The 13,197-nt window shown below is 65.0% G+C and carries 12 protein-coding genes and 1 rRNA gene; all 13 read left to right on the forward strand.

The features are described from left to right. A 5S ribosomal RNA gene (gene rrf / locus CH289_RS21620) occupies nt 1-87 on the forward strand; the annotation flags it as partial. A 385-nt stretch (nt 88-472) separates the two neighbouring features. After that, entirely contained in the window at nt 473-1,366 is an 894-nt protein-coding gene (locus CH289_RS21625; RefSeq protein WP_020113230.1) for a tetratricopeptide repeat protein, read from the forward strand. Beyond that, nucleotides 1,363-2,379, forward strand: a complete 1,017-nt coding sequence (locus tag CH289_RS21630) for an HAD-IIA family hydrolase (RefSeq protein ID WP_020113231.1) — start codon at nt 1,363-1,365, stop codon at nt 2,377-2,379. Before CH289_RS21625 ends, CH289_RS21630 begins: the two co-directional genes overlap by 4 nt. A 58-nt stretch (nt 2,380-2,437) precedes the next feature. Further along, complete coding sequence (locus CH289_RS21635; RefSeq protein ID WP_019667883.1) at nt 2,438-2,653, forward strand: hypothetical protein; 216 nt, start codon at nt 2,438-2,440, stop codon at nt 2,651-2,653. A 1-nt stretch (nt 2,654) separates the two neighbouring features. Continuing rightward, nucleotides 2,655-3,482 carry a TlyA family RNA methyltransferase gene (locus tag CH289_RS21640; RefSeq protein ID WP_020113232.1) on the forward strand — a complete coding sequence of 276 codons (828 nt, stop codon included), beginning with the start codon at nt 2,655-2,657 and terminating at the stop codon, nt 3,480-3,482. Continuing rightward, a complete protein-coding gene (locus CH289_RS21645) occupies nt 3,479-4,435 on the forward strand; it encodes an NAD kinase (protein ID WP_020113233.1) in 957 nt (318 codons plus the stop codon). The genes CH289_RS21640 and CH289_RS21645 overlap by 4 nt, the downstream gene beginning before the upstream one ends. A 2-nt stretch (nt 4,436-4,437) precedes the next feature. Beyond that, on the forward strand, nt 4,438-6,204 hold the full coding sequence (gene recN, locus CH289_RS21650; RefSeq protein WP_027499081.1) for a DNA repair protein RecN: 1,767 nt from the start codon (nt 4,438-4,440) through the stop codon (nt 6,202-6,204). A gap of 189 nt (nt 6,205-6,393) precedes the next feature. Next, nucleotides 6,394-7,578, forward strand: coding sequence for a putative cytokinetic ring protein SteA (gene steA / locus CH289_RS21655; RefSeq protein ID WP_026348257.1), 1,185 nt, complete (start codon nt 6,394-6,396; stop codon nt 7,576-7,578). Next, a complete protein-coding gene (locus tag CH289_RS21660) occupies nt 7,575-8,519 on the forward strand; it encodes a copper transporter (protein WP_026348256.1) in 945 nt (314 codons plus the stop codon). Before steA ends, CH289_RS21660 begins: the two co-directional genes overlap by 4 nt. A gap of 152 nt (nt 8,520-8,671) precedes the next feature. Continuing rightward, nucleotides 8,672-10,417, forward strand: coding sequence for a CTP synthase (locus tag CH289_RS21665; RefSeq protein WP_020113236.1), 1,746 nt, complete (start codon nt 8,672-8,674; stop codon nt 10,415-10,417). After that, on the forward strand, nt 10,414-11,070 hold the full coding sequence (locus CH289_RS21670; protein WP_020113237.1) for an NUDIX domain-containing protein: 657 nt from the start codon (nt 10,414-10,416) through the stop codon (nt 11,068-11,070). Before CH289_RS21665 ends, CH289_RS21670 begins: the two co-directional genes overlap by 4 nt. A gap of 7 nt (nt 11,071-11,077) precedes the next feature. Further along, nucleotides 11,078-11,992, forward strand: coding sequence for a site-specific tyrosine recombinase XerD (gene xerD / locus CH289_RS21675; RefSeq protein WP_020113238.1), 915 nt, complete (start codon nt 11,078-11,080; stop codon nt 11,990-11,992). A 305-nt stretch (nt 11,993-12,297) separates the two neighbouring features. Further along, the gene (locus CH289_RS21680) at nt 12,298-13,197 is read left to right on the forward strand and encodes a ParA family protein (protein ID WP_026348255.1); all 900 of its coding nucleotides are present in this window, start codon (nt 12,298-12,300) and stop codon (nt 13,195-13,197) included.

Raw genomic sequence — 13,197 nt, forward strand, 5'->3', positions numbered from 1 at the left:
GGTCCCATTCCGAACCCGGAAGCTAAGCCCTCCAGCGCCGATGGTACTGCACCCGACAGGGTGTGGGAGAGTAGGACACCGCCGAACACACTTTCACAGAACACCCCCGGGAACCACACGGTCCCCGGGGGTGTTCTGCATACCCGAACCAAAAACACACCCCACCGTGCAGGACCCCCTCGGACACCGGTCGAGCACCCACGAAAACACCCCCCGAATGTGCGCTGACACCACCACCGCCACACGCACAACACGAGGGTGAATCGACCCTTCCGGACCCGGAGACTCAGTACGAAACCAGAGGTCCGAAGCAGTACGAGTGGATGCGTCTATGTTCTGGTCGTTGCGCATGTGTAGTTGCGTAACCCACATCGGGGGTCTGCAATTTTCAGTTTTCAACCCATTCTCTGTTTGGATGAACGGTGTCGGTCGACCGACGCAGAGCTTTATCTCTTTATAGAAAGGACCCGTTGTGCCGGAAGACAGCAACGACCGCCGCTCCTTCCGTGGCGACGGAAACCCTCGCTTCAACGATTCGCGGGGCCGTGCCGGCGGTGGCGCAGGCCGTTCGGGCAATCCTCGTCGAGGCGAGGGCGGTGGAGGTAGGTCCGACGGGCCTCCTCGTCGTCGAGGCGGTGAAGGCGGATTCTCAGGCGATCGCAGGGGAAGCGGACCCGCGGACAGGCGTCCGCCGCGTCCCGAGGAGCCGGATCTGCCCGACGAGGTCGAGGCCGGTCAACTCGAGCCTGCGATCCGTCGTGATCTGTTGAGTCTCGACAAGAACAATGCCACTGCTGTTGCACGGCATCTCGTGATGGCGAGCCGCTTGCTCGACGACGATCCGCAACTCGCGCTGCAGCATGCGCGTGCTGCGCGGCAGCGGGCGGGGCGTATCGCCGTGGTCCGCGAGACTGCAGGTGTGACCGCTTATCACGCCGGTGAGTGGGCGGAGGCTCTGTCCGAGCTCCGTGCAGCTCGTCGTATGGCCGGTGGACCGGGCCATCTGGCGGTGATGGCGGATTGCGAGCGCGGCTTGGGTCGTCCGGAGCGAGCTATCGAACTCGGTCGAAGCGACGAGGCGCGGGAGCTGACCGGTGAGGCGGCGTCGGAGCTGCGTATCGTCGTTGCCGGTGCGCGTATGGATCTGAGCCAATTCGATCAGGCAGTGGTGACGCTGCAGACTCCTGATCTCGATGCATCGCGTTCGGGCACCGCGGCTGCGCGGCTGTTCTACGTGTACGCCGACGCTCTGGTGGCGGCGGGCCGCGTCGAAGAGGGCGTCAAGTGGTTCCTCAACGCGGCCGCAGCCGACGTCGACGGAGAGACGGACGCCGAGGAGCGCGTCGAGGAGCTGTCCGGGCAGTGACCACTGATTCGGTTCTGAGGTCTCAACACGACGTTCTGTTGCTCGATCTGGACGGCACCGTCTACCAGGGCAAGGATCCGATTCCGGGAGCGGTGGAGTACCTGCGCGGTCGTTCGGAGGACTCCGGGCGTATCGAGAAGCAGTATTTCGTCACCAACAATGCGAGTCGGTCGCCGTCGGATGTTGCGCAGCATCTCGTCGAGCTCGGGTTCGATACGTCGGAGGAGTTCGTGGTGACCAGTGCCCAGGTCGCTGCTCGGATGCTCGCTGAGCGTGTCCCTGCCGGCTCGACGGTCGTGGTGGTCGGCACGGATGCATTGTCGGCGGAGATTTCACTGGTGGGTCTGAGTCCGGTTCGTCGAGCCGAGGGCGAGCCTGCTGCCGTCGTTCAGGGGCACAATCCGGCGACGGATTGGGGAGTTCTCGCCGAAGCCGCGTTCGCCATCCGCGGAGGAGCTGTGTGGGTAGCCACCAACACCGACGCGACCCTGCCGACCGAAAGAGGTCTTGCGCCCGGCAACGGATCGATGGTCGCTGCCGTTCGAACGGCGACCGGCAGCGAGCCGCTGGTGGCAGGAAAGCCGGCGGCGCCCATCATGCAGGACGCCATTCGATTGAGTGAGGCTGCGAGCCCGCTGGTCGTCGGCGACAGGTTGGACACGGACATCGCCGGTGCCTGCACCATCGGCATTCCGTCGCTGCTCGTGCTCACCGGCGTCAGCAGTGCGTTGGATGCGGTGCGTGCGGTGCCGTCGGAGCGTCCGACGCACATCGGTTTCGACCTCGACGTGCTGAATCTGCCCTCCGACAAGTCTCGGGTCGGGGCGAAGCAAGGTTGGTCCGCTGAGGTCCGGGACGCTGCGCTGGTGGTGACCTACAGGGGAACCGACGCACCGGATACCGTGGACGGACTCCTGACAGTAGCCGACGCTGCGTATCGTTCCGATCGAGAGTGGAACACCGTGACGGTCGACGGGGTCGGCACCGAGGTGCTCGCTCGACTGCTTACGTAACCGGCGCGGCGTCGGGCGCTCGGGCACACGTCGGACCTATCCGATAGCGTTAGCGTCGATGAGCACGTCGATTCCACTTCCAGGGCAGCACCGCCCGCAGGATTCAGCGACCCCCGATGTCGACCCGAGCGCCGTCGTGTCGGAGGTCGACGCTTTGCTGGACCGGCTGCCGGGTGAGGGCGACGCACCGATGGATCTGAACGTTCAGGCGCAGATTCTCGGACGGGCGCACGACGTCCTCGTTCATGCGCTCTCCTCCGTGGACAAGAGCTGACATGGCACGACGCGCACGCGTCGACGCCGAGCTCGTTCGTCGTGGCCTGGCGCGCTCGAGGGAACACGCTGTGGAGCTGATCGCTGCCGGGCGGGTGAAGATCTCGGGAACGGTAGCAACCAAGCCTGCGACGGCCGTGGAGGCCGGTACGCCGTTGCTGGTGTCGGAGGCCGAAAACGAAACTCAGTGGGCGTCGAGAGGTGCACACAAGCTTCTGGGAGCACTCGAGGTGTTCGAGCGAGATGGCTTCTCGGTCGCGGGCAAACGGTGCCTCGATGCAGGCGCGTCGACGGGCGGGTTCACCGACGTTCTGCTGAGCAAGGACGCGAAGGAAGTCGTCGCTGTCGACGTCGGATACGGCCAACTCGTCTGGCGCTTGCAGTCCGACGAGCGGGTTCATGTCGTCGATCGAACCAACGTGCGTTCCATCGATGCGGACACGATCGGAGGTCGTGTCGAGGTCGTGGTCGCGGACCTGTCGTTCATCTCGCTCAAACTGGTGTTGCCTGCGTTCGTGGCGTGCACGGCGCCCGATGCGGACTTGGCCTTGATGGTGAAGCCGCAGTTCGAGGTCGGCAAGGACCGTGTCGGTTCAGGCGGTGTGGTTCGTGATCCGCAGCTGCGCATCGAGACGGTCGTCGACGTGGCACGAGCCGCTGCCGAGCTGAACTTGTCGCTTCGGGACGTGACGGCGAGTCCGCTTCCCGGTCCCTCGGGCAACGTCGAGTATTTTTTGTGGCTACGATCGCACTCGTCCGCGCAGGAACCTGCTGCGGAGGCCGATGTGCAGGCCTTGGTAGAACGCGCGGTCGAGGAGGGCCCACAATGACTTTCGTTCCGGCGACTACTCCGGTGCGCGAGGTCTTGCTGGTCGCTCATCCGGGTCGTCGCGAGATCGCCGACACCGCCAGACGGGTCGCGAAGGTGCTGGGTGAAGCGGGCATTCGCCTGCGCGTGTTGTTGGACGAGGTGGATTCGTCGCGTATCGAAGCCGTCGGCCCTTCCGGTACCGACGTGACACTTGGTGCAGATCTGGAACTGTCGGTCGTCGAGTTCGGTCCCGACGCCGCTGCGGGTTGTGAGCTGGTGCTGGTGCTGGGCGGGGACGGTACGTTTCTGCGGGCAGCGGAACTTGCACGCAGCGCGGACATTCCGGTGTTGGGGATCAATCTCGGACGTATCGGGTTCCTTGCCGAAGCGGAGGCAGAGAATCTCGAAGAGGTACTCACCCGAGTGGTGAGTCGGGAGTACCGCGTCGAGCAGCGAATGACGCTGGACATCGCGGTGCGCGTCGGCGACCGGGTTGTCGAGCGAGGCTGGGCCTTGAACGAGGCCAGCATCGAGAACGGTTCACGCCTCGGCGTACTCGAGGTCGTGTTGGAGGTCGACGATCGTCCCGTCTCCGCGTTCGGCTGCGACGGGGTGTTGATCGCGACGCCCACAGGGTCGACGGCGTATGCCTTCTCTGCCGGCGGTCCGGTGGTGTGGCCCGAGTTGGAGGCGATTCTGGTCATCCCCAGCAATGCGCACGCGTTGTTCGCGCGTCCTTTGGTGACCAGTCCTGAGTCGTTCATCGCCGTGGAAACGGATGCCGCCGGGCACGACGCGTTGGTGTTCTGTGATGGACGTAGAACTATGAAGTTGCCTGCCGGCGGCCGCGTCGAAGTCATCCGTGGGGGCACGCCGATTCGGTGGGTTCGCCTGGATTCGGCACCGTTCGCCGATCGAATGGTCACCAAGTTCGCGCTACCTACATCAGGATGGCGGGGGAGAGCGAGGTAAGCATGCTCGAAGAGATTCGAATCGACAGCCTCGGAGTCATTTCAACTGCAAGCGCACAGTTCCACGAAGGACTCACAGTCCTGACCGGTGAAACGGGTGCGGGCAAGACGATGGTCGTCACGAGCCTGCACCTGCTGTCGGGTGCCCGCGCCGACGCAGGCAGGGTGCGCCTCGGCGCCGATCGTGCAGTCGTCGAGGGCAGGTTCAGCACCGAAACCGCGTCGGCGCAAGTTGTCGACGAGGTCGAGCGTGTACTCGAATCGGCCGGGGCTCAGCGCGACGAGGACGACTCCATCATCGCGTTGCGGACCGTCAACGCAGACGGACGATCGCGCGCCCACCTCGGGGGCAGAAGTGTCCCGGCAGCAATTCTGTCCGGCTTCACCGATTCGTTGCTGACCGTCCATGGCCAGAACGATCAGTTGCGGCTGCTCCGCGCGGACCGTCAGCTCGATGCGCTCGACCGGTTCGCAGGTGACTCGGTCGCCACGCCGCTGAAGAAGTATCGCACCGCACGCACCGAGTGGCTCGCTGCCAGAACCGAACTCATCGACCGCACCGAGCGCAGCCGCGAGCTGGCACAGGAAGCCGACCGGTTGCAGTTCGGCCTACAGGAGATCGATGCCATCGCGCCCGAGATGGGCGAGGACGTCACCATCGCCTCCGACGTGCGACGGCTCGGCGACCTGGATTCGCTGCGCGAAGCCGCCGAAGGTGCCGGCGCAGCGCTGGTGGGGGCTGCGGACGACGTCGGCGACGGCATTTCGGCTCTTCATCTTCTGGGCGAGGCCAGAACAAGGCTTGAACAGACCGACGACACCACGTTGACCGATCTGCTGCCCCGGCTGAACGACGCGTTGGCGTTGGTCACCGATATCGGCGCGGACATCACGAGCTACCTCTCCGACCTACCGTCCGATCCGTCCGCGCTCGAGACGATGCTCAACCGTCAGTCCGAGCTGAAGTCGTTGACGCGGAAGTACGCAGCGGATGTCGACGGTGTCATCGCGTGGGCCGACGATGCGCGTGATCGTCTGTCGAAGATCGATGTGTCGGCCGACGCTCTCGCCGAATTGTCCGCGAAGGTCGAATCCGCTGCGGTCGAGGTGTCCGCGGCAGCGAGCAAACTGACGGCTGCGCGAGCCAAGGCAGCCGCGAAGCTGGCCAAAGCCGTCAGCACGGAGCTGGCGGGTCTGGCGATGGGCAAAGCCAAATTGCAGCTGGATCTGCGCACGATCCCCGCCGGACCCCAGGACTCCGCGCCGCTGTCGGTCGACGGTGCAGAGCTTCATGCCGGTGCCAGCGGTGTCGACGAGGTCGAGTTCAAACTGTCGGCGCACGACGGGGCTCAGGCGCTACCCATCAGCAAGAGCGCCTCAGGCGGCGAACTGTCCCGCGTGATGTTGGCGCTCGAGGTCGTGTTGGCAGGGTCCGACAAGGGCGCCACCATGGTCTTCGACGAGGTCGATGCCGGTGTCGGTGGTCGCGCAGCGGTCGAGGTCGGACGACGGCTGGCTCGCCTGGCGAGGACGCACCAGGTCATCGTCGTCACTCACCTGCCTCAGGTAGCTGCATTCGCCGACACACATCTGGTGGTCGACAAAGCGGACACGAAGAAGGGCGCTGCCAACAGCGGCGTGAAAACACTGTCCTCGTCGGAAAGAGTCGTCGAGTTGGCCCGAATGTTGGCAGGTCTGGACGACACCGAAACCGGTCGGGCCCACGCAGAAGAACTACTCGCCACCGCCCGCGCAGACCGACAAAAATAACCGCCGCAGCTTCGATCCGGTCATTCCTGCAGGCTCCACTCCTTCCTTCCGGTCATTCCTGCAGGCTCCACTCCTTCCTTCCGGTCATTCCTGCAGGCTCCACTCCTGCTGGTACAGATGTGACCAGTGTGGTAATTGGTTCGGCGCGCCTCCACCGTCGGGCGTGTCGTCGGCGTCATCATGGGTGCCATGAAGATGCCGGCTCTGCTGTCACGCAATCAGGATTCGCTGCCCGGAATCAGTGGTATCGCCCGGGTCGATCGCAACACTGCCAAGCTGCTGAAACGCGTCGGTCCAGGGGACATCGTCGTGCTCGACGAGCTCGATCTGGACAGGCTGACGGCGGATGCGCTCGTTTCGGCGGGTGTGCTGGCGGTCGTCAACGCCTCCCCGTCGATCTCGGGAAGGTACCCCAATCTCGGACCCGAGGTGATCGTCGCGAACGGCATCACCCTGATCGACTCGGCCGGCGCCGAGGTGTTCAAGAAGATCAAGGACGGGTCGAAGATCCGCTTGAACGACGGCGGCGTCTACACGGGCGACCGTCGCCTCGCCAAAGGTGAGGAGCAGAGCGAAGCCGAGATCTCCGATCGGATGATCGAGGCCAAGACCGGTCTGGTCGACCATCTGGAGGCGTTCTCGGGCAACACGATCGAGTTCATCCGCACCGAGAGTCCGTTGCTGATCGACGGTGTCGGTGTGCCGGACATCGACATCGTGTTGCAGGATCGCCATGTCGTGGTGGTGGCCGACGGTCCCGGTCACGCCGAGGATCTGAAGAATCTCAAGCCGTTCATCAAGGAGTACCAGCCGATCATCATCGGTGTCGGCGCCGGCGCGGACACGGCGATGAAGGCGGGATACCGACCCGATCTGATCGTCGGAGACCCCGAGGAGATCACGGCGCAGACCCTCAAGTCCGGCGCGGAGGTCGTTCTTCCTGCCGACTCCGACGGTCATGCCAACGGTCTCGAGCGCATCCAGGATCTGGGCATCGGCGCGATGACGTTCCCGGCGACGGGCGCGCCCGCCGATCTGGCACTGCTGCTGGCCGACCACCACGGGGCGTCGTTGATCGTCACCGTCGGTAGCCCGGCAAGTCTGGACGAGTTCTTCGACCGCGGTCGCCGCAATACCAATCCCGCGGCGTTCATGACCCGACTGAAGGTGGGCGCGAAGTTGGTGGACGCCAAAGCCGTTGCGACTCTGTATCGCAGTCGCGTCTCCGGCGGGGCCATCGCACTGCTGATTCTTGCGGCTCTGGTTGCGGTGATCGTCGCTCTGGTGGTGTCCAACATGGGCGGCGACGTGCTCGATTGGGCTGTGAACCTCTGGAATCAGTTCGCGACGTGGGTTCAGGGGCTGCTCGCGTGATTTCGATGCGTCAACATGCCATTTCGATCGCGGCGATCTTCGTTGCTCTCGCGATCGGCGTGGTTCTCGGTTCCGGGTTGCTGTCGAGCGGCCTCGTCTCGGGCCTTCGCGACGACAAGACCGATCTCGAGAACGAAGTCGGTGCGCTGCAGGACACCAACAATCAACTCGGCGAGCAGCTGAACTCCGCGGACGGTTTCGACGCTGCGGTGTCAGGCCGCGTCGTACGCGACGCGTTGCTGGACAGGAGTGTCGTCGTCATCACCACTCCCGACGCGGACCCAGGCGACGTCGACGGCGTGACGCGGTCCATCGAGGCGTCGGGTGCTGCGGTGACGGGCCGGGTGTCGCTCACCGATTCGTTCGTCTCCGCTGCGAGCGGCGACGATCTGCGGACGCGCCTCACCAACGTGGTGCCTGCCGGGATTCAATTGCGCACGGGTGCAGTGGATCAGGGCAGCATGGCCGGCGATCTGCTCGGTTCGGTGTTGTTGCTGAACGCACAGACCGCAGAGCCTCAGTCGACGCCGGAAGAGCTCGCGTTGGCTCTCGAGACGCTGCGCAGCGGCGGGTTCATCGCGTACGACAACGGTGCTGTTGCACCCGCTCAGCTCGCAGTGGTCGTCACCGGTGGTAGTTCCGAGGACGGTGACGGCAATCGAGGTGCGATCGTCGCGAGGTTCGCCGGCGGACTCGACGCCCGGGGAGCGGGCACGGTTCTTGCCGGTCGCACCGGAGCCGCGAACGGGAACGGGCCGGTCGCCGTCGTGCGGGCAGATCCGGCGTTGTCCACGGGCGTGAGCACGGTCGACAACGTCGACCGTGAGGCGGGACGGATCACGACAACCCTCGCGCTGCAGGAGCAATTGGACGGTGCTGCGGGGCGGTACGGCACCGGGGCCAACTCGACGGCAGTGACGGTGGGGGCCCCCGCGCGGTAACTCGCAGCACAGAAGTGGCGAGTCGTTCGCGTGAACTGCCGTAGTGGTGTTACCGTGAAGACCCGTGGGTAGCAGGCCCATTATGGACGTTGTACCTCTCTTGTCAGCTCTCTGGCAGGAGCAAGCCCTGCAGATTGGTCACGGGAGCATCATTGTCACGCCTTCAGTCGCGATCTGACACCAAGCACATCTTCGTCAGCGGAGGCGTTGCGTCTTCGCTCGGCAAGGGCCTCACGGCGTCGAGCCTCGGGCAGCTACTGACCGCACGTGGCCTTCGCGTCACCATGCAGAAGCTCGATCCCTACCTCAACGTGGATCCGGGCACCATGAATCCGTTCCAGCACGGCGAGGTCTTCGTGACCGAGGACGGCGCGGAGACGGACCTGGACGTCGGCCACTACGAGCGGTTCCTCGATCGCGATCTCTCCGGGTTCGCGAACGTCACCACCGGTCAGGTCTACTCTGCCGTGATCGCCAAGGAACGCCGCGGTGAGTACCTGGGAGACACCGTTCAGGTCATCCCGCACATCACCGACGAGATCAAGAGTCGCATCCTTGCGATGAACGGGCCGGATCTGCAGGGGCATCAGCCCGACGTCGTCATCACCGAGATCGGCGGCACTGTCGGCGATATCGAGTCGCAGCCGTTCCTCGAGGCCGCTCGCCAGGTCCGTCACGACGTCGGACGCGAGAACGTCTTCTTTCTGCATGTGTCGCTGGTTCCGTTCCTCGCCCCGTCGGGCGAGCTGAAGACCAAGCCGACGCAACACTCCGTCGCGGCGCTGCGCAGCATCGGTATTCAGCCGGACGCGTTGATTCTGCGCTGCGATCGGGAGGTCACTCCGGGCCTCAAGAACAAGATCGCGCTCATGTGCGACGTCGACGTCGACGGCTGCATCTCCACCCCCGACGCGCCGTCGATCTACGACATCCCGAAGGTCCTGCACAAGGAAGGCCTGGACGCGTACGTCGTCCGCAAGCTCGGACTTCCGTTCCGTGACGTCGACTGGACGGTGTGGGGCGGTCTCCTCGAGCGTGTTCACGAGCCCCGCGAGACGGTGCGTGTCGGCCTCGTCGGCAAGTACGTCGATCTACCCGACGCTTACCTGTCGGTCACCGAGGCGCTTCGTGCCGGAGGTTTCGCGCACCGGTCGAAGGTCGAGATCAAGTGGGTGCCGTCCGACGAATGCGCGACGCCTGCCGGTGCGCATGCTGCCTTGGGCGATGTCGATGCGGTGCTGATTCCCGGAGGGTTCGGTATTCGCGGTATCGAGGGCAAGCTCGGAGCTATCGAGTTCGCGCGGACACGGAAGGTTCCGCTGCTGGGGTTGTGCCTCGGGTTGCAGTGCATGGTCATCGAGGCGGCGCGCTCGGTGGGCTTGACCGACGCCAATTCGGCCGAGTTCGAGCCGGACACGAAGTACGCCGTCATCTCGACGATGGCGGACCAGGAGGATGCTGTCGCCGGTGAGGCAGATCTCGGTGGAACGATGCGTCTGGGTGCCTACCCGGCGAAGTTGAACAAGGGATCTGTCGTGGCCGGTGCGTACGGTGCGACGGAGGTGTCCGAGCGTCACCGTCATCGGTACGAGGTCAACAACACCTACCGTGACCGAATCTCCAAGAGCGGCTTGGTCTTCAGCGGGACTTCACCCGACGGCCACCTCGTGGAGTTCGTCGAGCTGCCCGCGTCGGTGCATCCGTTCTTCGTCGGTACGCAGGCTCACCCCGAGCTGAAGAGCCGCCCGACGCGTCCGCATCCGCTCTTCGCGGCACTGATCAATGCGGCGTTGAAGTACAAGGCCGCCGAGCGTCTTCCGGTCGATGTGCACGGTGAAGAGGCCACCAAGGATTCCGAGTTCCCGGTGTCCGGTGCCACTACCGAAAGCGTCGGATGACCACTTCGGAATCCGGCTCGAGTCCGCAGGACCGCCACGAGTTCACCACCGTCGCAACCAAAACCGTGTACGAGGGTGCAATTCTGGCGCTTCGGCTCGACCAGGTCGAGATGCCGGGCGGACGTGTGGCCGAGCGTGAGGTCGTCGAACATCACGGCGCTGTGGCGATCGTGGCACTCGACTCGTCGGACCGCGTCGCGATGATCGAGCAGTACCGTCACCCGATCGGTCGGCGCCTGTGGGAGCTGCCTGCCGGTCTGCTCGACGAGCTCGACGAGCCACCTGTCGACGCCGCCAAGCGCGAACTGGCCGAGGAGACCGGTCTTGCCGCGGACACGTGGTCGGTGCTCGTCGACGTGACGGCGTCGCCAGGCTTCACCGACGAGTGTGTGCGGATCTTCCTCGCGGAAGATCTGTCCGAGGTGGACCGCCCGGAAGCACGGGACGAAGAAGCGGACTTGGTGCTGCAATTCGTCCCGTTGACCGAAGCCGTCCAACGCGCCCTGTCCGGCGAGTTCATCAACGCCTCCGCGGTGTCGGGGATCCTCGCCTTGGCAGCGTCCAGGGCTGGGTCAACGCCGCTGCGGCCCGCCGACGCCCCGTGGCCGGATCTTCCGACGACCTTCGAGCTGCGGAAGCGTTCTCACGGATAGGTCAGGGGTGCTGGCGAAGCAGATATCCGCGTATCTCGATCACCTCGAGGTCGAGCGCGGTGCTGCGAAGAACACTCTGTCCTCGTACCGCCGGGATCTTCGGCGGTACGAGGCCTTCCTGTCCGGGCATCACATCGACGATCTCGGAGCCGTCGGCGAACAGGACGTCACCGCGTTCGTCATCGAGCTCCGACGTGGGGGAGACGAGTTTCCACCTCTCGCTGCGAGTTCCGCCGCGCGCACCCTCATCGCGGTCCGCGGGCTGCACAAGTTCGCGGCACTCGAAGGCTTCACCCGCGTCGACGTGGCGAGGGCGGTCAAGCCGCCGACGCCCAGTCGTCGGTTACCCAAGTCTCTGCCGCTGGATCAGGTCATCGCGATTCTCGACGCTGCGACGACGGACGGCGCCGACGCTCCGAGAGGGCTGCGGGACAAGGCGCTACTCGAGTTGCTCTACTCGACGGGCGCTCGTATCTCGGAAGCCGTAGGCCTCGACGTCGACGACATCGACACCGACAACCGTGCGGTACTGCTGCGCGGCAAGGGCGACAAGCAGCGCGTCGTACCGATCGGCCGTCCGGCGGTCGACGCCGTCGACGCGTATCTCGTGCGGGGTCGACCGGCGCTGGCGAAGAAGGCGACTCCTGCGCTGTTTCTCAATGCTCGGAGCGGGCGGTTGTCACGGCAGAGTGCGTGGCAGGTGCTGCACACGGCGGCGGAACGGGCCGGTATCGCCACCGCGGTCTCCCCGCACACATTGCGGCATTCGTTCGCTACGCACCTGCTCGACGGTGGTGCGGATGTGCGCGTCGTTCAGGAGCTTCTCGGGCACGCATCGGTGACGACGACGCAGATCTACACCCTTGTCACCGTCAACACGCTTCGTGAAGTGTGGGCCGAGGCGCATCCGCGCGCCCGGTGACATGCTTTGCGCGTGTCCGGCGAAGGTGTCGACCGAGCACGCGGTAGCGTTGGACAGCAGTCGCGAAGGAAGAATCGCACAGTACGAACGGACAGGGGAGCGCTGGAGACGTGTCGACACCGTGGCCGCCAGCGGCGGAGTCTGGTTCGGAGAAGACCTGGGAAGAGTCGACCCCTACGCCTCCCGCTCCACCGGCACCGCAGGGCCCGGCCACGCACTCGGCTCCGGCGAGTGACTCGTCCTATCGAAGCTACGAGGCCACTCCCGACGGCCTCACGCCCCAGCATCCGCACAACGAAGGCGCGTTGTTCCATACGCGTCAGCCCGACACCAGCCGTGAGACGAGAGAAACCATTCCTGCGGCAACCGAATTAGGCCCGACCGGTCGCAAGACCAGGGAGGTCCCCGATCCCCAGCCCTTGGCGAAGCACGGTCCCGCGAAGATCATCGCGATGTGCAACCAGAAGGGTGGCGTCGGCAAGACGACGTCGACGATCAACCTCGGTGCGTCGCTTGCCGCCTACGGCAGGCGTGTCCTGCTCGTCGATCTCGACCCTCAGGGTGCGTTGTCGGCCGGCCTCGGCGTCGCGCACCACGAGCTGGATCTGACGGTCTACAACCTGCTCGTCGAACCGAAGATTTCCGCCGACGACGTCCTGATGCGCACGCGGGTGGAGAATCTGGATCTCCTGCCGAGCAACATCGACCTGTCGGCAGCCGAGATCCAGTTGGTGACCGAGGTGGGCCGCGAGCAGACGCTCGGTCGGGTTCTGCATCCGGTGCTCGATCGGTACGACTACGTGCTCATCGACTGCCAGCCGTCCCTGGGTCTGCTCACCGTCAACGCACTCACCTGCGCCGACGAGGTGCTCATTCCGATGGAGTGCGAGTACTTCAGTCTGCGCGGTCTGGCGCTGCTCAACGACACCGTCGAGAAGGTGCGCGACAGGCTGAATCCTCGGCTGAAGCTGGCCGGCATCGTGGTGACGATGTTCGACGCGAGGACGCTGCATTCGCGTGAGGTCATGACTCGTGTCGTCGAGGTGTTCGGCGACGTCGTCTACGACACGGTGATCACTCGGACGGTCCGGTTCCCCGAGACGTCCGTCGCCGGCGAGCCGATCACCACCTGGGCGCCCAAATCGTCTGGTGCACAAGCCTATCGGTCGTTGGCCCGTGAGGTCATCTACCGTTCCGGTCCGTAA

Source organism: Rhodococcus sp. RS1C4, from assembly GCF_002258225.1.
In the GTDB taxonomy this organism is placed as follows: Bacteria; Actinomycetota; Actinomycetes; order Mycobacteriales; family Mycobacteriaceae; genus Rhodococcoides; species Rhodococcoides fascians_E.

Excerpts from the sequence above, each read along its gene's own strand:
- CH289_RS21635 (WP_019667883.1), top strand. The coding sequence starts at position 2,438 with ATGAGCACGTCGATTCCACTTCCAGGGCAGCACCGCCCGCAGGATTCA.
- CH289_RS21640 (WP_020113232.1), top strand. The coding sequence starts at position 2,655 with ATGGCACGACGCGCACGCGTCGACGCCGAGCTCGTTCGTCGTGGCCTG.
- CH289_RS21645 (WP_020113233.1), top strand. The coding sequence starts at position 3,479 with ATGACTTTCGTTCCGGCGACTACTCCGGTGCGCGAGGTCTTGCTGGTC.
- recN (WP_027499081.1), top strand. The coding sequence starts at position 4,438 with ATGCTCGAAGAGATTCGAATCGACAGCCTCGGAGTCATTTCAACTGCA.
- steA (WP_026348257.1), top strand. The coding sequence starts at position 6,394 with ATGAAGATGCCGGCTCTGCTGTCACGCAATCAGGATTCGCTGCCCGGA.
- CH289_RS21670 (WP_020113237.1), top strand. The coding sequence starts at position 10,414 with ATGACCACTTCGGAATCCGGCTCGAGTCCGCAGGACCGCCACGAGTTC.